Genomic DNA, 19,242 nt, shown 5'->3' on the forward strand with positions numbered 1-19,242 from the left:
TGTTCAATAATTCCCCCTTGTCCCCTTGTCCCCTTGTCCCCTTGTCCCCTTGTCCCCTTGTCTCCCCTGCTCCCCTGCTCCTCTGCCCCTATACTCCCCTGCTTTCCCTTGACACTCCGATACAGGGTAACTTTTATCACTTTTTTTCCAAAAAAATTCCTGATATACACCAACTTTATCTGTCAAAAGAAGTATTGGTGCAAGTCAAATGAAATACCAGGAGTGATATGAGTCTACTGATGGCGAGTGTGCTGACAACAGTGCCAATATCTGCGGTAAATTTACCAGAAAAGTCCGTAATTCTGCCAGAAAACCCGGTGCAGCAGTCAACACAGGATAATTTATCTCAAGTTGTCTCGCCTGCTGAAATTACACCACCTGAATTCGTGCAACCAGATATAACCACCTCGTCAGCAATAAAAAATAAGTACGAGAATATACTTAGAAAAAGTAGAGACAAAATTCAACTTATCAGTTCCCCTAACTTACCTGAATTAAAAGATACTCAACCTGTAACAGAAGTTGTACAGAACCAGGAAAGTACAGAAGAATTTTCCCCATCTTCTCATCCTCCAGACTCAGACAACCCAATGTCTCAAGTTACCTCAGTATCGCAACTCCAAGACGTGCAACCCTCCGACTGGGCTTTTGGTGCTTTGCAGTCTTTAGTAGAACGCTATGGCTGCATTGCGGGATACCCGGATGGGACTTATCTGGGAAATCGCAGTATCAGCCGTTATGAATTTGCGGCTGGTTTAAATGCTTGTTTGGAGAAGATTAACGATGCGATGCCTGCGGCGGGCTACGCCTACGCTAACAATAAAATAAATACTGTTAATAATGAAGATTTAATCTTGCTGCAAAGATTGCAAGGCGAGTTCAAAGCAGAGTTGCAGCAATTACAGCAGCGTATCGAGGTTGTGGAAAAGCAGACTAGTGAATTACAAGGAAATCGGTTTTCCACAACTACTAGGTTATTTGGTCAAGCAATTTTTAGCGTGCAGGGAACCAATAGCCCCGATGTCGATTTGTTTCCGAGAGATGGAGTACCTGAACGCCAGGGAAAAACCAATCTGACTTTCACAAGTAGCGCCCAACTAACCTTAGCAACTTCATTTACAGGGCGAGATTTGCTGTTAACAGGGTTGTCTGCGGGTAATTTGGGTTCTAATGCATCGTTGTTATCTACCAATATGGGGCGGTTGGGATTTGAGTCAAATACAGACAACAATCTAGTTGTTAGTGACTTATCTTATCGATTTCTCGCCTCGCATAACTTGGGAATTGTCGTCGGTACGGCGGGAGTCAATCCAATCAACACCTTTCGCGGTATTAGCCCTTTAGAAGGTTCTAGCGATGGTGCAATTTCTCTATTTGGTCAGCGGAACCCGATTTTAAGTATTGGTAACGGCAGTGGTGGTATAGGCTTTGACTGGCAGATTAGCGATCGCATTAGTTTGCAAGGCGTTTATAGTGCCGAAATACCCAATTTTCCTGGCGACACCAAGCAGGGCGGACTATTTGGTGGTAGATATACTGCTGGCGCTCAGTTAAGTTTAGCACCCACAAACAATATCGATGTCGGCGTACATTATCTCTATTCCCACTCCCCAGATGGCTTACTGGGAGGTGGTATTGGCGATTCGCAACTGATTTCACCTTTTGCAAATCCTACAGCTTTCGATACTCAAGCAATTGGTGCTACTGTTGCTTGGCGAATTAACCCTAACTTGCATTTGGGCGGTTGGGGCGGCTTTACTTCTTCCAAGCCATCTAACCTTTCTGGAAGTGTAGAAACTACTAACTGGATGGTGTTCGCGGCTTTTCCTAATTTGTTGCGTCCTGGGAATTTAGGGGGCGTTCTCGTTGGACAACCACCCAAAATTACTTCCAGTACTTTACCCGACGGCTTCAATTTTCCCAACTTTTCTGATGGGGGGACAGCAGGTGGACGTAGTGACACATCAATTCACGTAGAAGTTTTTTACCGCGCCCAACTGAGCGACAATATCGCCTTGACTCCAGGCTTATTCGTTATTTTCAATCCCGATCACAATACTGCTAACGATGCATTAATCGTGGGGACATTAAGAGCAAGTTTCCGGTTTTAAGTTTGTACTGATGTAAATGTAATAAAATACGCTATTTTGCCACTAGTTGTTTCAGTATTAGATGCTTTCATTACTTGATGGGAGCAAGGAAAACTCGTGCGTGTTTTTTTTGATACGTGATTAAAGGAGCAAGTTTTTCATGAAATTAAATTCATTAGTTCATTTGGGTTGTTTTCTTGTTAGCAGCAGTTTAGCCGCAGTCTTCATCGGTTTAAGTGGAACAAATGCTTCGGCTCAAATCACAATTCAAAGCACTGGCACATTATCGGGTACTATCCAACTTCCCAGAAATAATCCCAATTTCAATCAAAGCATTACTCGCGTTGATACAGACGACACGGGGACTTACTCGCGGAACTTAGGTACTAAGAACAATCCTAATTATGTTCCTATATACAAGTCAGACTATGTGCAGGTACAAACACGCTCTGATGGTAGTCTGCATTATTTTGTTGACTTTAAAGGCATTCCGATTGTCTCCTTTAATGGCGTTCTCACTTCGCCGATTCTCTCTGGCGGTGAGTTAACACCCTATAAATACCAGGGACAATTGGCAGGAACCACATTTCAAGGAGTAGTTCAGGATGAATTTAATCTCACCAAAGCCTTATACACTGGTATTGTCACCGATCCAAACACTGGAAACCAGTATCAGGGCACTTTTGAAGTGAGTGGATATGGAGTCCGATATAGCGATCGCAATGGTAGCGCCACCCCCACAGTCTTTGATTTCAAATCCGATCTCCCAGGTTCGCCAAAGGTGACATCTTTGGAAATGACTAACGCACCTCTGGCAAGAATACAAATCAAAGTACCTGCAACTGCAACTCTCATAACTCCTACACCAACTACTGGTAGTGGTAGCACACCCACTCCCCCACCAGTAATTAGCAGTGGTAGCACACCCACTCCCCCGCCAGTAATTAGCAGTGGTAGTACACCCATTCCTCCATCAGTAATTGGTGGTAGTGCAATCGCCCCTGCACCTGTAGTTAGTGATGGTAGTGCGATCGCCCCTACACCTGTAGTTAATGGTGGAAGCACATTCACTGTTTCGCCAATGGTTGATGGCGGTAACACATTTACTGTTACACCAATAGTTGATAGTGGCGCTTCCTCGACACCTACAACGTACACATCTGGGTCGAATTCACCATCAATTTCTACTACACCTAATATGGAATTGAGTAACAGTAATTCCCTAGAGGTCAATCAAGTAGTTGTCAACCCTGCAACTCTTGTTCAAGCCGCTTGTTCGCAAGATTCTGCTAAGAGTTGTACAATGCCCACTTTACCAAAACAAGCGATCGGCCCTCGTAGTCGAGTGCTACTGCGTTAGTTAGGGACTTTTCAATCAAAAATATCCAACTACTTCTTGTGGGGTGGGCGTCTCGTCCGCCCCTAACCAAAGGCTAACTTGACAAAAATTCTGAATGCTTCTGGAACTCTAGCAGGGCAAAATGAAATCAATATAATAGTTAGCACAGAGGCATACATTGCAATTAAAAAAGCCCACCATCATATATTCGCGGCGTTTTTGTTGCTCAGACTACCTTTCGGTGGTATCTTTTACCCTGATGATTTTCTGGCTATACTAGTAGACTTAAGCCGATTGATTGATAAATTTCATCCTCCAGCATAAAATACACAAAAACTCTAAATTTTGGACATATATCAGTATGCATTTACCTCTAACTAACACAAAAATATTGTCTGATGTTGGAGAAAATTAATTTTATTGGAGGCTACAAAAACTTAATCGATAAGGTTAACACTAACACTACAAAGTAAATCTACATCAATCAAACATCTTCCGAGTAAGCACCTATGAAAGAAGAATTGATAGCCAGAGTTGTGCAGGTCTTGCGAATTAATATGAGTTGGATGACTTGGAATTTATTTCTGGCTTTTATACCTTTGGCTTTGAGTGTCTGGCTATTTCGCATGAGGCGCGGCGGCACTTGGCTTTGGTGGCTAGGATTCTTAGTTTTCTATGCTTTCTTACCAAATGCACCATATTTGTTGACCGATGTAATTCACTTGATAGATGATATTCGCACGATTCAATCGGTGTGGATGATTACTTTAGTACTTATTCCTCTGTATTTGCTAGTAATTTTAAGTGGATTTGAAGCTTATGTAATATCGTTAATTAATTGGGGTCACTATTTACATCGTATTGGTAAGAGCCAATGGATTTGGCGCGTTGAGACAATTACACATTTTCTCTGTGCTGTTGGTGTTTATTGGGGGCGATTTTTGCGTTTCAACAGTTGGGATTTTATTACTCAACCCGATGCCGTACTTACCAAAGGAGTAGAAGAAATTCTGGGAAAACAGCCCCTGGTGATTATTGCTATCACCTTTGTGGTACTTGCAGGTTTGTACTGGATTATGAAACGAGTAACTTTAGGTCTTAGCCAATCAAATAGCAGAATAGGGATAAACTCAGGACGCACAAACTCTAATACGCCAAACATTTGATCGACGTGGCAATTTTGGCTTTTAATTTTGGGATTTTAATTAGTAATTCCCTTGATGAATATTGCCTATCAAAAGAAAGATGCAATAAAACCCTCCTTGAGGTGAAATAAACTCAGAAACAAATGGTTGAACTTCAACGCCATCACCTGAGAATAACGTCGTATCAGATCGTTAAATATTGATGGTCTGGTCTGATGTATCTAGTCATGTTGATAGGAGGGATATAATATGCAATTAATCTCGAAAGAGGAAATCAAGACATTAATAGAACAGCCAAAAGGAAATTGTGTTTCAATTTATATGCCAACGCACCCAGCCGGGCCAGAAGTGCGACAAGACCCAATTCGCTTTAAAAATTTGGTCAGGGAAGCAGAGGCTCGTTTAATTGATGCGGGTTTGGAACAGGAAGAAGCGATCGCATTGTTGGAAAAATCCCAGGAAATTGATACCCAAGAGTTCTGGGAGCAAATGGGAGAGCAAGGGCTGGCGATTTTTATTTCTGAAAATATTTTTCGTTATTATCCTCTACCAATTGATTTTCAAGAGTTGGTCGTGGTTACAGACCGATTTCACATCAAGCCATTGCTGCCAATTTTAAATGGCAATGGTCGCTTCTATATCCTGGCTTTGAGCCAACAAGATGTTAGGTTCTTTGAAGGAACACGCTACAGTGTCAAAGAGGTAGAAGTAGAAAATCTCCCTAAAAGTGTAGATGAAGCTCTGCAAAGAGACGATACTGCTAAAGAAGGTCAGTTTCGCATCGCCACATCAAAAGGAGGAACCTCCAATACTTTTTCGCAACCAGGTACGTTTCACGGACAAGGAAGCCCTGACAGGGATAGACGACAAGAAGACATCCTCCAATTCTTTCAAATTGTCGATCGCGCATTATACGAAAAACTGAAATTGCAAAAAGCACCTTTGGTGTTGGCTGGGGTAGAATATCTCTTGCCTGTGTATAGACAAGCAAATACTTACCAGCATTTGATGGATGAAGCTATCACTGGTAATCCAGAAATTCTCAGCGCCCTAGAGTTACATGACCAAGCTTGGCCGATTGTCGAGGCTGATTTCCAAAAGTCACAGCAAGCAGTTTTGGATCAATTTCACGAACTGTTTGGTGGTGATACTGGTAAAGCATCTAACAACCTCCAAGAAGTTATCTCAGCGGCTTATTACCAACGCGTGGATTCATTACTAGTTGCAGTTGGTCAGCAACAGTGGGGTTTATTCGATCCAACCTCAGAAACGGTTTATTTGCACCCAGAAAAAGAAGCTGGTGATGAGGATTTGTTGGATTTTGTTGCTGCTCATACCTTATTAAATGGCGGCACGGTTTACGCTGTTCCCTTTGAAGAGATTCCGTATAGCACAGCCGTTGCGGCAATTTACCGATATTGACATTTTGATGGTGTTGTATAAAGTTGAATGTGCTATATACAACACCAACGATGATTACTATTCGCTCCTCGATCGGTCAATCTCTAATCGGTTTAGCTCTTTTGAGTGCAACGGCTATATTTACCCAGACGGCAATAGCAGAAACAATAACTGGAGAATTGGGCAATGTGCGGGCAGAAATATCTTACGAAAAACCAGAGGAATATCAGTATAAAAATATCCGGTTGAAAATTATCCGGGCGGGTAAAACTGTTTTGGATCAAAAACTACCGCAAGAAGATGAATATGACAGACCTGTAGGGAATATATCTGGACAAGAAAACAACTTACCAGTGCGAGACTTGGACGGTAACAAAGAACCAGAAATAATTGCCGATTTCTTTACAGGTGGAGCGCACTGTTGTACTTATTCATTGATTTATCGTTACGACAGCAAATCTCAAAAGTATATTAAGATTCGTCATGAATGGGGCAATGGTGGCTATCAACTCAAAGATTTAGACAAAGATGGATTACCAGAGTTTGACAGTCGAGACGATCGCTTTGCCTATGCTTTTACAGCTTATGCTGCTTCTGCCTACCCCCTGCAAATTTGGCGTTATCGCCAAGGTAAAATGGTCGATGTGACTCGTAGCTATCCCAAATTAATCTCCAATCATGCCTCAGAGCTATGGCAAACTTATATCCAGGCACGGCAACAAGGCGATGATGGCAAGGGCTTTTTAGCAGCTTATCTGGCAGATAAATATCTGTTGAATCAAGGACAGGATGGATGGGGGCGAGTGCAACAAGCTTATAAAAAAAGCGATCGCACCAAGTACTTTGCCGATTTACGAAAGTTTTTGCGCGAAACTGGCTACATCAAATAAATTAGCAGTGAGCAATTAATTCCTAACTCCTAACTCCTAATTAAGTTTTCGGCGTGCTGCTGCCAAAATTAAGCGTTGTTCAGCACGAGCGATCGCTTCATATGTTCGCTCGACTGCTTCCGGTTCAACAGAAATGGAAGTTATACCCCATTCCACTAACTTATCGATGATTTCTGGATAGAGGGCTGGTGCTTGACCGCAGATTGAACAAGGTATATCGGCACTTTGAGCCATTTGGATCAGTTGAGCGATCGCACTCATAACTGCTGGATGACGTTCATTAAATACTTTTGCTAGCTGTCCTTGTTCTCGATCCACTCCTAGCAATAATTGGGTCAAGTCATTTGTACCAATAGAAATTCCGGCCACACCTGCTTTTACATATTCTGGTAATAAAAACAAGACACTTGGCACTTCTGCCATCATCCACAATTGAAACTGCGCCACTTCGGTTAAAAAAGCTTGCTCAACTTTGCGACGGCAAAAAATAAATTCTTCTACAGTCCGCACAAAAGGCAACAGCAGGTTTACATTGGTGTAACCAGCTTGTTGTACGCTTGCCAAAGCTTTCAATTCTAGGTCAAAGACTGCGGGATTTCGTAAATAGCTAAAGGTGCCGCGTTCACCTAACATCGATTGTGGCGAAGATTCTAAACTATCACTCAATGATGGTAAATCTTGCGATCGCCAATCTAAAGAACGATAAAAAACTGGTCTTGGGGCAAAGGCACGAGCAAATTGCATAATCTGCTCAGACCATAGCTCTAACAATTCTGCCTGACGCCCGCTTAAAATCCAACTATTAGGATGTTGCCCGTCCAATATATTTAGTACCATCAATTCGGAACGTAATAATCCCACTCCATCCACAGGCAGGTTTTGCACTTGTTCTATTAAAGCAGACTGACTCAAGTTAACCAGCAATTGGGTAGCAATCATAGGTAGATGAGACGTAACAGCAGAATGAGGCGCTTTCGAGTTGGGGCGATCGGAGGTAAGAAGATTTTCTTCTCTTCCTTTGTCCATCTCTTCCTTTGAGTCTGCTTTGATGCGATAAACTTCTCCTCTGTCGCCATCAAGCAGCAATCGTTCGCCAGTTTGGATTAAAGTTGTGGCAGATGTTGCGTTTACTACTGCTGTGATACCTAATTCTCTAGCTAGAATTGCCGCGTGACTGGTTAATCCCCCTTGTTCAGTGATAATACCACCAACTTGTTGCAATAATGGCAACCAATCAGGTGTAATCGTTGGAACTACTAAAATTACTCCCTTCGGTAGTTGTTCGGGTTTCTGTTGCGGATTAGTAATTACTAGGGCAGTGGCTACAACCCGTCCTCCGGCTGCTCCTAGTCCCCGAATCAAGTGTGAGTGGGGAATCATAGATTGCGAAGGATTAACTTGTGTGATGTAGAGCTTACCAGATGTAGTTTGCCCAGCGAGAGTCCATTTAATGGTAAAAGTTTTACCTAGTTCACTTACCAGTTGAGTTCCCAGAGTAATTATTTGTTGTAAGTATTCTTCTTGTAAAGAGTACTGTTTTTGTTGGGCTTGTGGAATTAAATAAGTAATCAGACAGGTGCGATCTGGTGTTAACCCTGAGTTCGGCACGAGTCGCAAAAAAATTTTAGATGCTGCATCATCAACACCATAAGCCAGCATTTTATTGCCCAGTTGTTGCTCAAGTACAGCCCCAGTTTCTGGTTGAATGTAGTAAATATCTGGCTGTATTTCGCCAAGAGCGATCGCAATTCCTAATCCCAAAGTAGCTTCAATTTCCCATCCAGAGGCATTGGTTGTGAGCGAGCCAGAAGCGATCGCATTTTCAACAGGTTGCACCAAAACTGCGAGATTAATTTGTTGCAGATTAATTCCTGAGTGTTGCCAATATAATAGACTCCGGGCCCGAAATATTTGACTCCAGGTTCGTTTTAGAGCCAAAGCGATTGCTTCTGGTTCGCACTGGCAAAATACTGACTCCAGTAAACCCGATATATTGTTGTTTATACCTGGAGTAGCAGTTGATACTGTCAAAGAAGGTCGAAGAATTAAACAGCTAGTTTGCCATTCTCTCGCGGCTTGGAAAATTGTACTTACCCACTCCTGGGTTACAGTCGCAGTCAGAATTTCTTGGCGCAAGCGACTAGCAACCTGCTGAAGTTGCCGCCAATTAGTGACATCCAGGTGTAGCGAAGAATGGGGTAAGTCAGCTATTAATGATTCTGAACTATTGAGATTTTCGAGAAATTGCCGCAAAATTTCTGCCGAAACCACAAAACCAGGCATCACCGGATAGCCACGCTGGATAATTTTGCTCAAGTAAAAGGCTTTGTCACCTACTTTGGCACGGTCTTGTAGTTTAATTTGATCTAGCCAGTAGAGTTTATTCACTCAATTTGTTAGTTGTCTATTTGTAGCCACAGCCATTTCTTTTTGGTATGTTATCAGGTTAATCCACTGACTTCTGAATAAAAAGTACTCAGGACTTACAGCAGTTTTCTTTTGGATAAATTACAAAGTTACGGGTTTTGAAGCAGGATAGAGGAGAATTCAGAATTAAGGAGTCAGAAGTAAAACAGGCTTGATAGCTGGCTTTGAGACGAATCGTTGTGTACTTCAGTAATTTGAAATACGCTGTATAGCTGATTTGCTCTACTTATACATACCCTTATCATATTTAATTGTTGAGTGTATGGGTTAATCTAACAATTTAAGGTATAATTCTCTAGCTAAGTCATTTTAAATAGCCAAAAAACTATTTAATAAACTTAAAATTCATCTAGTTTGCCCAAATTACGATCGTTGCCACAATCTAATAATGCAAATCTCCATTGATTGACCAGAACAATATCTTATTGAAAAATAATCCTAATAATGGAAAATATTAATTCTCAGTTTCAAAACCATTACTGAATTGATAGAATCCAAATATGAGATAGGTTATTGCACTATACCCATTGGATTAAACTCCATTAATAAAACATTAGAATAGTTTTGGACTTTTTTAGAAAAATATTACAATTTAACTTAGAATATAAAATTCTCCATATCAGACTAAACATTGTCAAACACTTACTACCTTGCAACTGATGATTGGCTGAATATCAGCTTCCGGCTATGTATTGCATTGCTTATTGGAGCAATCATCGGCTTAGAACGTCAAATTAGACGCAAACCAGCTGGTTTAAGAACTCATATACTGGTGAGTTTAGGTTCAGCCTTATTTACTTTAATAATCATGCAAACAGGAGGAGTGCAATCTAGTCCTGATGCACTTAGCCGTGTGATTCAAGGGATTGCAGCTGGTGTAGGATTTCTCGGTGCTGGAGAAATTGTGCGTCAATCTTCCCAAGAGTCACAGCAACTTGAAATTCACGGACTCACCTCAGCAGCGGCTATTTGGGTTTCTTCTGCATTGGGAATTACTGCTGGCTGTGGTTTATGGCAGTTAGGATTAATCGGCGCTATGCTGACTTTTTTAGTTCTCAACGTTTTTAAAAGGTTTGAAAAACGAAATCAATAATTAGCTATCTATTATTTTTAATAAAAAATATGCTTAAGAAACATACAGTTATTGAGCTTCCTAATTTACCTTTATCTGAAAATATGAATAAGGGAATACCAGATAATCATACGAATTACAAATTACTATAAATATGATTTTTAGAATTATTGATGTTGCATTATTTCTCCTGCCTTCACAAGAAGGATTTGTGAAGATTTCAACCATTGGGAATCAAAAGAACCCAAATGAGTAGTAGTAATCAAGGTTTGAAAGCGGTCTTGAATGGCATCAAGCAATTGATTTTGGCGGGATAAATCTAGTTCGGCAAGAACATCATCTAGTAATAGTAATGGTGGCTCTTTGACGACTTCTTCAATTAATTGTAATTCGGCTAATTTTAAAGCTAAAACCAGCGTTCGTTGCTGACCTTGAGAACCGTATTGACGAGCGGGTGTCTGGTTAATCGTTAATTCTATTTCATCTCGATGGGGGCCAACAAGAGTCGTGCCTTGGTGCATTTCAGCTACAGATCGCTGCTGAATTTTTGCTAAAAAAGCTTGCTGCACTTCTTCTGGTTGGTTATCCTCTAAAGGAATATTCGGCACGTACTTGATTTGGAGAACTTCTGTACTGCCGCTAATACTCCCGTGCCAGGTGGTAGCAATGGGAGCTAATCTTTGGATAGCGCGATCGCGTCGTCTAATTACCCTAGTTCCCGTAGTAGCTAACTGTGCATCCCACAGCGCTAGTTCTGATTGTAAAGATGTTGCATCCAACGTCTCTACATGGCGTTTTAAAAAGGCATTGCGCTGGCGTAACACATGGTTATACTGCTGCAAAATGTGAGCATAAACTGGTTCGAGTTGAATTAATAGTGTATCTAACCAGTTGCGGCGACCTTCCGGGCCGCCGCGTACTAAGTCTAAATCCAAGCTGGAAAATTGGACTGCATTGAGAACGCCAAGAAAATCCATTTGACGGCGGATAGATTCACCATTGAGAGCAACGCTACGGCGACCATTGCGGCGCAAGGTCAAGGTCAGGTCGCTAACACCTGTTTGTCGCTCAAGGGTGGCATTAATTTGGGCTATGGCTTCTCCTTCTTGAACTAAATCGCGATCGCGGGTTATGCGGTGCGATCGCAATGTCGCCAGCAACTCCACCGCCTCCAACAAATTCGACTTTCCCTGAGCGTTATTACCTACCAAAATTGTTTTGGCAGCAGTAAACTCAACCTTTTGATCTTGATAATTGCGAAATTGTCGGAGGTTTAGAGTTTTTAGGTACATAAGTTCAATTTTGGATTTTAAATTTTAGATTTTGGATTGAAGATAAATCTAAAATCTAAAATCTAAAATCTAAAATTTCTTTTTCAAACGGCCTTCTTGCCCATAATCCGCAAGAATATCTTCTCCGCTTCAATCCACACGAACATTAAGGCGCTGAAGCCAATACAAACCCCCAATTCCTGCATATTCAGGTAATGAGTACCAAAGAAATCTCGCAGGGGTGGGACATAAACTAGCATCAACTGCAAAATCGTGGTGACGATAACAGCCGCTAGTACAAAGATATTTGAGAAGGGATTCATCTCAATGGTCAGTCGGTTGTTGGAGCGAATGGCGATCGCATGACCCATTTGGGCAATACACAAGCTGGTAAATACCATTGTTTTCCAAGTATCGCGATCGCCTTGATAGCCTGGGGCATGACTATGTTGATAAGCCCACCACATTAAGGCAATGCTGATAATGGCAAAGATGATGCCAATGCGAATCATATAAGAACCCAATCCCCTAGCGAAAATACTTTCACGGGGACTAAAAGGCGGACGTTGCATCACATCCGGTTCTGGAGGTTCCACAGCTAATGCTAAGGCTGGTAAACCATCTGTCACCAAGTTCATCCACAAAATTTGTAAGGGAGTTAGGGGAACGCCTCCCAAGCCGATTAAGGGGGCGGCTGCAATTGTGAGAACTTCGCCAATGTTACTGCCCAAGATGTATTTAATAAAGCGGCGGATGTTGGTATAAACAACTCTACCTTCCTTGGTGGCGCTGACAATGGTAGCGAAGTTGTCATCAAGTAATACCATGTCACTCGCTTCTTTACTGACATCAGTGCCAGTAATACCCATTGCAATACCGATGTCGGCTTGTTTGAGGGCTGGGGCATCGTTGACACCATCACCTGTCATCGCTACAAATCGACCCCGGCGTTGCAGTGCTTGGACAATTCGCAGTTTGTGTTCAGGGGAAACTCTGGCATAGATGCTTACCAAGTCAACGTTTTGCTCTAATTCCTGGTCAGTCATCCGTTGCAATTCTTGACCTGTAAGTACCCTATCGCCTTCTTGGGCAATTCCTAAATCGGTGGCGATCGCTCGTGCTGTTAATTGGTGGTCGCCAGTAATCATCACTGGGCGAATACCTGCTTCTCGACACTCTTGCACGGCTGCTCTGACTTCTGGGCGTGGCGCATCTAGCATTCCCACCAATCCCAGCCATACTAAGCCTTGTTCGGATGTCTCGTCTGAACCTGACGGTGGAATCTCTAACAAAGGTTTGTAGGCAAAACCTAGCACCCGTAGACCTTTACTCGCCATCAGGTCATTTTCTGCCAAAATTTTCTGGCGTTGTGCTTCGGTTACAGTACCCGTGTCATTACCCAAATGAATCTGAGTGCAACGTGCCAAGATTAATTCTGGAGAACCTTTGGTAAACATTAAATAAGGTTCCGATTGGAGAAAACCGGCGATCGCTGGGTCAACACCTCTCGAAAATGCTTCACCTGTGGCGACTCTCTCCACCTGAGCGATCGCGCTCATCCGCTTTCGTTCTGAGGAAAAGGGAAACTCCGCTACGCGAGGTAACTTACTGTTCCACTGGTCTTTTTCAATTCCCGCTTTTCCCGCCAGGGTGAGTAATGCCCCCTCTGTCGGATCTCCCAAAATTGCCCATTCACCTTGTTCTTTTTGCAATACGGAGTCATTACAAATAGCACAGGCGACTGATAACGCGGAAATTTCTGGAGATTCCTCTAAGGAAATTTTTTGACCGTTTAACTGGAAGTCCCCTGTGGGAGCATAACCTTCGCCGGTGACGCGAAAAGTTTTGTTATTGGTGGAAATCGATTGCACCACCATTTTATTTTGAGTCAGGGTGCCAGTTTTATCAGAACAGATGGTAGTTACAGAACCCAACGTTTCCACTGCTGGCAATTTGCGAATCAAGGCATTTTGGCGTACCATTCGTTGGGTTCCCAGTGCCAAGGTGACGGTAATTACAGCTGGTAAACCTTCTGGCACTACAGCAACCGCCATACTCAAGGAAACTTCCAAGAGTTCTTGAATATTTTTAAAACCTCCGTCCCTGTATACACCGCCAATAACAACGATCGCTACCAGAATTAAAGAACCTGTAACTAGGACATTACCCAGTTGAGTCATCCGCTGCTGTAAAGGCGTAGGTTCACTTTCCACCGCCTGCAACATGGTGGCAATTTTGCCTAGTTCTGTAGTCATGCCGGTGTTAGTCACCAGAACCTTAGCACGTCCTTGGACTACTTCAGTTCCTTGATACACGACATTGAGGCGATCGCCTAATGATGTTTCCTCCGGCAATTTTAGTGATGCCTGTTTATTCACCGCCTCGGCTTCACCAGTTAATGCCGACTCACGCACTTGTAAATTAGACTGTTCGATCAAGCGTCCATCTGCGGCTATCTGCATCCCAGCTTCCAGCAGCATGACATCCCCTGGAACTAGTTCCTTGGCTGCTATCTCCACCAGTCTGGTGTCACGGATGACGCGCACTAAGGGAGAGGTCATTTTTTTCAAGGCTGCCAAGGCTTTTTCAGCGCGGCTTTCTTGGACGTAGCCAAGTATGCCATTGAGGATAACAATTGCTAAGATAGCGATCGTATCTTTAAATGGCACTTCACCAGGCTTCAAACTGCCCGATCGCAAAGCCATTAGGTCTAAAAACCCAGAAATCAAAGCCACGCCAATCAGCATCAACAACATAATGTTCTTGAACTGATCCAGCAGAATTTCCCAAGCACTACGGCCCGCAGTTTCTTCAAGTTCGTTGGGGCCGTATTTTTGCAATCTCTGTTGAGTTTCTTGGGGTGTTAAGCCGCTGTCTGCATTACTATCAAGCAGGTCTAGCGCTTTATCAACTTCTAAACTATGCCAAACGGCGGCACCTTCAGGCAGAGAATTAGCAGACATCGTGTAGGTCACAGCAAATGGTTACAAAATTCGATCATAATTTAGTGATGGCAGGAATTCCATCTTTTAAAGTTACATTAAGGCGATCGCCCAGTTGTATGAGTGTATCTGTAATTCTTAATATTTGTAAATTCCTCCTATTTTCAGATAGTATTATTTCTCACGAAAGAGTTTTTCGGAACACATTGTACCGATAATTATTAGTACCTCGCTGTAAACGTGGCGATCGAGAACCATTAATTGATGTACTTGGGTTCGAGCAACGCCCATTGTGGGTAGTCTTTTAACTCAGCACTCTTCATCCGCCCCAATCGGGGGAACCATTGCTCGACTGGGATTTTTCCATCTCAAGCAATTGGTGTTACCACGCTAAAACCGTTGAGTCATGTTTCCTCCCCTACCTAAAGGTGAGGGTTTTTTACACTTACCATAAGGTTTTATGAGTTTTGCACTCCCCACTTTGACCGTTAGCCAGATGTTTGGGCAAAGAACAATTCGGCCGCTTACTGCTGCTACCCTGTGTGGCATTACTTTCATTAAAGATAGACTGATTGCCATTGACAGTATTAAAGGGCATCTACTAGAAATCGATCCCACCTCTGACAACAGCAAAATTCTCAATCCCCATCAAGTTGAAGAATTTACCGATGTCACTGGTCTAGCGGTGTGGGACGATACGCTGTGGGTAAGCCGAGAAAATAGTGTTTATTTGTGCAAGCTGAATGCTTTGGATCTGGAACATTTTGTAACATTGCCTTATGCAGCTGATGGCGTTGCTGTTTGGGAAACAACAGTTTATGTAAGTTGCCAAAGGCTGGGCTACATTCTGGTTTTTGACCGCCAAACCCGAAAAGAGATTACTAAATTTTATGCCCCTGGAGTTGGGATAGAGAATTTGGCAGTCAACCAAGAAATGCTATGGATTTGCGATCGCACCGAACAATCAGTTTACGCGATGGACAGAGCCACAGGAGAACTGCAATTTAGCGTTCTGACCCCCTTTGAATGTCCTACAGGCATAGCGCTCCATAAAAATGACCAAACAGGCAAAGAAAGTATTTACGTCGCCTACGCCTCAGAGGAGCCTTATATCCGGGATAACCCCAATGCCGATCCGAGTCATGAGCTAACATTCCGCGATCGCACTTTTATTCACCCTTTGTATTATCATTACGATCCAGATAAGCGTTACGCCCTCTCTAATGGCTATCTGATTGAAATGTCCTACGCTGAGGAAATTGCACCCTTAGACGAGGTTTATTTACCCGATGTCGAATGGCGCATCGCCTTACCATCCGAAACTGAGCGTCAAAAGGTCAAACACGTTGAAGCCATTGGTATACCCTTCACCGAAGAAGTAGTACAGGGGCAACGCGTAGCAGTCTTTAAATTTGATTCTCTTGCCCCAGGAGAACGGCATATATTTGGCTGGAAAGCACTTTTGGAAGTTCGCGGTATTAAGTATCGCATCACACCCAGAGATGTAGAGAATATACCTAAATTATCTTCAGAATTAGAAACACGCTACCTAGTGGACGACGACGATTTAGCAATGGATACTACCATTGTTCGCCGTGCCGCCAGAGAAGCGATTGGTTCTGAAACCAATGTGCTGCGCAAAATGCACAGCATCCGCAACTACGTTTATGATGAGTTATCCTACGGAATTAAACCTTATATTGACACGCCAGATACGGTTTTAGAGCGGGGGGTTGGTTCCTGTGGTGAATATGTCGGCGTTTTACTTGCTTTATCCCGTTTAAATGGCATCCCCTGCCGCACCGTAGGCAGGTATAAATGTCCTCCCCATAGTGACTTCGTAGGAGTACCGTTACAACCCGACTTTAATCATGTTTGGCTGGAGTTCTACGTCCCGAATTTTGGCTGGTTGCCAATGGAATCAAATCCTGATGATATCGGTGAAGGTGGCCCTTATCCAACGCGATTTTTTATGGGCTTATGCTGGTATCACATTGAAATTGGCAAAGGCATCACCTTTGAAACGGTGACAAGTCAAGGTGAGCGGCTAACCAAAGAAGATATCCCCATTGGTGATTTAGCGATTAATCATATCCGGTTCACAATTCTTAAAGAATTACCGCCTTTTTAAATTAGGCATTAAGCATTAGTTCAGGGTTGAATTATCAATCACATTGCTTAATTATCAATACAGCCAGGTTTTTTCGTTGCAATGTCTGGGCTTGGCTGTGCCTCTGCATCTCGTCGAAATAGCGTATTTTCGTTTTTGGTATTAGTGCTTTACAAAATTGCGTTGCTTGCCTCTTTTACCAGACGCTATGTTTTTAGCTGCTTGTAAGAAAATTACTTCACTAATTTTCTTAACTGTCTTAAGTGTCTTAACTGTCCTTGCATTTTTATTTTGATGCTGAGAAGATTGAAAGGCATCTATAAAAATAGTAAAATATCAACAATTTATCGAGGAATTTAATTGGTAAACACTAATTAAAAACCTAGATAATAATTTTTAAATTTTATAGATAGCATTTGCCAAACAGTAAATTCTCAAAATAATCAAAGAGGTAATTCATGAGCAATCTTAAAGAAGCAATACCTGCTTCAGAATTTATGAAAAAGAACTTAGGTATTTCAGAAGCTCCTACTGAAGCCTACCTTAACTACGGATATGCACTGCTTGCTATTGCTGGAGCTGATGGAGAAGTTTCAGAAGCCGAACTTAATTGGTTACTAAATCATCAGCGTCTAGTTGGTGCTCCTGAAGAATTAATAGAAAAATACAAAACTTTTGAATACAAAAATGCTGACTTAGAAAACCTGCTGAGTAAGATTACAGTTGATGTTTCTACTTGGTCGAAATCAAGGTCATTGTTGTATCATGCAATTCAAATGTCCCGTGCCGATAATGATTACTCAATTGAAGAGCAAAATGCTGTAAAAAAAGCAGCTAAACTCCTGAAGGTTGAAGATGATGTTGCGCTTGCTCTCAATAGGTTGATAGAAACCGAAGAAGCTATAACTGCATTACGTAAGGCGCTACTACAAACAGAGGTTTTAGCTTAAATATAAGGTATTCCAGGGAGTAGGGTGTGTTATACCGTAGGCTAACGCATCCTAATACTCTCTGCTTAACCATTATTTTCGTCTACTTCTAAGCTTTTATTCCTATTCAAGTATTCTTCAAACAATTCAAAAAATTTCTGTAGTGCCTCATGCTCGTCTACAGAATAGAAAAGAATTATTTTAGACCATGACTGACCTGAGTTAATTCCATATTTTTCTTCAACCCATGATTAAAAACCTTCAAATTCTCTTTCTGGCTCAGTTGGAGGTACGCCAACTTCTCTTCGAGCCAGACTATATCCTCGCAGAAGCATATCAAGTCTAGTAATTGAATTTCTGCCTAAATACATTCCTGGTCTTTTTTTTATATTACTTGGAATCTCCTTGTAAATATCAAACTGAGGAAACATCAAATCCTGACGAAGCCTTAAAACGCCTTCACTTTCTTAAATTTTTGAAGCATTTTTCTATTTGATAAACTGCTCAAATAGCTCAAAAAAACTATAGAAAGCATTTGTGTCACTACCACAGGAAGATATAAGTATTTCAGCCCATGATCTTGAAAGATTGGTTTTTGCTCTTTCTTGTATCCATTCTTGAAATCCTTCCATTGGGTAGCCTTCTGGAGTTAATCCTAAGTCACTTAGTTGACCTAAATACCCCCCGACAAAGGACTTAAGACAAGTAATTGATGGCTTGTCTATGTACATAACTGGATTTTCTTTAATCTTTTGGAGAAGCGTATAAAGCTCATTCATGCCAGCAACCTCTAATTTGATGAAAATTTATTAATTGAACAGCCACATCATGCTTTTATTGAAGTCAATCTTTCCTATCATAACGAGATGAATTATCTGGTGGTATATCAGCACGAACCACATCGCTAATCCATTCTCCCTCAATATTATTGTTAGAATAATTTGCATAATCATCCCATGTCATGGTGTCGCCAGTTGAGTATTCATAAACGACTCCACGAGTTTGATTATTACCATCTCCATCATTTAAATGAATCCAGGTTACATAATCACCAGATGGAGGATAACCACCACCAAATTCAATACCTGGAGGTTGAGCTAAACTTCTAATTGCCCCTGGCGCAGGTCGCCAACTCCGAAAGTGATGAGTTACAAATTTGTCAGGAGAACCAGACTTTCTGTAATGTACTGTTTGATGAAATTTGTAATTATAAAGAACTGAAGATTGACCTTGTGGGCCACAAACTAAATTAAGTGGATAAAAAGAACAATATCTCTCCTGAGCTTTATTTGGAACCTGCTCATTTTGAGTTTTAGTTGTGCTAATTGTAGCCTTAGTAGTAGGAGCTAATTCCGAGCCAGCAGCAGCACATTCAGGTTGAACAGCACAAGCGTCTAGAGACGACAGCAATGCATAAACAGGTTGAGATAAAATCCCTTTAAAAATGATAAGTAAAAGAAATGTTGAAATTCCTACTAATCTAAATACGGATTTATTTGTGGTTAATCGCACTAATCCTAACTCCTTACAACCAAAGATAAAAATCGATGTATTTGACATCTAGGTTGTCTGATATAGGAATCCTATTTGATTTTTGAAAAAGATTACGAGATAATACGGATGAGT

General features: G+C 41.9%; 14 protein-coding genes. 9 read left to right on the top strand and 5 right to left on the bottom strand.

The window, feature by feature from the left end:
* The first annotated feature begins 227 nt into the window (after positions 1-227).
* The 6 genes from RM049_RS37305 to RM049_RS37330 all read left to right on the top strand — a co-directional run bounded on the left by RM049_RS37305 (position 228) and on the right by RM049_RS37330 (position 6,865).
* A complete protein-coding gene (locus RM049_RS37305; protein WP_322707826.1) occupies positions 228-2,111 on the top strand; it encodes an iron uptake porin in 1,884 nt (627 codons plus the stop codon).
* A 139-nt stretch (positions 2,112-2,250) separates the two neighbouring features.
* Positions 2,251-3,450, top strand: coding sequence for a hypothetical protein (locus RM049_RS37310; protein ID WP_322707827.1), 1,200 nt, complete (start codon positions 2,251-2,253; stop codon positions 3,448-3,450).
* A gap of 78 nt (positions 3,451-3,528) precedes the next feature.
* Positions 3,529-3,753, top strand: coding sequence for a hypothetical protein (locus tag RM049_RS37315; protein WP_322670692.1), 225 nt, complete (start codon positions 3,529-3,531; stop codon positions 3,751-3,753).
* Between the two features lie 185 nt (positions 3,754-3,938).
* Positions 3,939-4,595 carry a DUF1361 domain-containing protein gene (locus RM049_RS37320; RefSeq protein ID WP_322670693.1) on the top strand — a complete coding sequence of 219 codons (657 nt, stop codon included), beginning with the start codon at positions 3,939-3,941 and terminating at the stop codon, positions 4,593-4,595.
* Positions 4,596-4,823: 228 nt separating this feature from the next.
* On the top strand, positions 4,824-5,996 hold the full coding sequence (locus RM049_RS37325) for a hypothetical protein (protein ID WP_322707828.1): 1,173 nt from the start codon (positions 4,824-4,826) through the stop codon (positions 5,994-5,996).
* Positions 5,997-6,025: 29 nt separating this feature from the next.
* On the top strand, positions 6,026-6,865 hold the full coding sequence (locus tag RM049_RS37330) for a hypothetical protein (RefSeq protein ID WP_322707829.1): 840 nt from the start codon (positions 6,026-6,028) through the stop codon (positions 6,863-6,865).
* Positions 6,866-6,901: 36 nt separating this feature from the next.
* Here RM049_RS37330 and RM049_RS37335 read toward each other — a convergent pair whose 3' ends face one another.
* The gene (locus RM049_RS37335; protein WP_322707830.1) at positions 6,902-9,253 is read right to left on the bottom strand and encodes a putative PEP-binding protein; all 2,352 of its coding nucleotides are present in this window, start codon (positions 9,251-9,253) and stop codon (positions 6,902-6,904) included.
* 670 nt (positions 9,254-9,923) lie between these two features.
* Here RM049_RS37335 and RM049_RS37340 point away from each other — a divergent pair.
* Positions 9,924-10,385 (top strand): MgtC/SapB family protein, encoded by a 462-nt coding sequence (locus RM049_RS37340; protein WP_322685330.1) that lies wholly within the window; start codon positions 9,924-9,926, stop codon positions 10,383-10,385.
* Between the two features lie 146 nt (positions 10,386-10,531).
* On the opposite strand, the gene recF is transcribed toward RM049_RS37340, so the two are convergent.
* Together recF and RM049_RS37350 are read right to left on the bottom strand one after the other, a co-directional pair.
* Positions 10,532-11,656 carry a DNA replication/repair protein RecF gene (gene recF, locus RM049_RS37345; RefSeq protein ID WP_322687803.1) on the bottom strand — a complete coding sequence of 375 codons (1,125 nt, stop codon included), beginning with the start codon at positions 11,654-11,656 and terminating at the stop codon, positions 10,532-10,534.
* An 83-nt stretch (positions 11,657-11,739) separates the two neighbouring features.
* The gene (locus tag RM049_RS37350) at positions 11,740-14,598 is read right to left on the bottom strand and encodes a cation-translocating P-type ATPase (protein WP_322707835.1); all 2,859 of its coding nucleotides are present in this window, start codon (positions 14,596-14,598) and stop codon (positions 11,740-11,742) included.
* A 439-nt stretch (positions 14,599-15,037) separates the two neighbouring features.
* On the opposite strand from RM049_RS37350, the gene RM049_RS37355 reads away from it, so the two are divergent.
* Both RM049_RS37355 and RM049_RS37360 read left to right on the top strand, forming a co-directional pair.
* Positions 15,038-16,708, top strand: a complete 1,671-nt coding sequence (locus tag RM049_RS37355) for a transglutaminase family protein (protein WP_322707831.1) — start codon at positions 15,038-15,040, stop codon at positions 16,706-16,708.
* Positions 16,709-17,145: 437 nt separating this feature from the next.
* Positions 17,146-17,637: a TerB family tellurite resistance protein gene (locus tag RM049_RS37360; protein WP_322707832.1), complete on the top strand. Its 492-nt coding sequence runs from the start codon at positions 17,146-17,148 to the stop codon at positions 17,635-17,637.
* A gap of 467 nt (positions 17,638-18,104) precedes the next feature.
* On the opposite strand, the gene RM049_RS37365 is transcribed toward RM049_RS37360, so the two are convergent.
* The gene (locus RM049_RS37365) at positions 18,105-18,395 is read right to left on the bottom strand and encodes a hypothetical protein (protein ID WP_322707833.1); all 291 of its coding nucleotides are present in this window, start codon (positions 18,393-18,395) and stop codon (positions 18,105-18,107) included.
* A gap of 64 nt (positions 18,396-18,459) precedes the next feature.
* Positions 18,460-19,176 (bottom strand): hypothetical protein, encoded by a 717-nt coding sequence (locus tag RM049_RS37370; RefSeq protein ID WP_322707834.1) that lies wholly within the window; start codon positions 19,174-19,176, stop codon positions 18,460-18,462.
* Positions 19,177-19,242: the final 66 nt, after the last annotated feature.

This window comes from Nostoc sp. DedQUE04 (assembly GCF_034530995.1).
Taxonomy (GTDB): Bacteria; Cyanobacteriota; Cyanobacteriia; order Cyanobacteriales; family Nostocaceae; genus Nostoc.

Bases quoted from the DNA above. Each gene is read 5' to 3' on its own strand.
- RM049_RS37305 (WP_322707826.1), top strand. From the start codon at position 228: ATGAGTCTACTGATGGCGAGTGTGCTGACAACAGTGCCAATATCTGCG.
- RM049_RS37310 (WP_322707827.1), top strand. From the start codon at position 2,251: ATGAAATTAAATTCATTAGTTCATTTGGGTTGTTTTCTTGTTAGCAGC.
- RM049_RS37320 (WP_322670693.1), top strand. From the start codon at position 3,939: ATGAAAGAAGAATTGATAGCCAGAGTTGTGCAGGTCTTGCGAATTAAT.
- RM049_RS37325 (WP_322707828.1), top strand. From the start codon at position 4,824: ATGCAATTAATCTCGAAAGAGGAAATCAAGACATTAATAGAACAGCCA.
- recF (WP_322687803.1), bottom strand. From the start codon at position 11,656: ATGTACCTAAAAACTCTAAACCTCCGACAATTTCGCAATTATCAAGAT.
- RM049_RS37350 (WP_322707835.1), bottom strand. From the start codon at position 14,598: ATGTCTGCTAATTCTCTGCCTGAAGGTGCCGCCGTTTGGCATAGTTTA.
- RM049_RS37355 (WP_322707831.1), top strand. From the start codon at position 15,038: ATGAGTTTTGCACTCCCCACTTTGACCGTTAGCCAGATGTTTGGGCAA.
- RM049_RS37360 (WP_322707832.1), top strand. From the start codon at position 17,146: ATGAGCAATCTTAAAGAAGCAATACCTGCTTCAGAATTTATGAAAAAG.
- RM049_RS37365 (WP_322707833.1), bottom strand. From the start codon at position 18,395: ATGAATGAGCTTTATACGCTTCTCCAAAAGATTAAAGAAAATCCAGTT.
- RM049_RS37370 (WP_322707834.1), bottom strand. From the start codon at position 19,176: ATGTCAAATACATCGATTTTTATCTTTGGTTGTAAGGAGTTAGGATTA.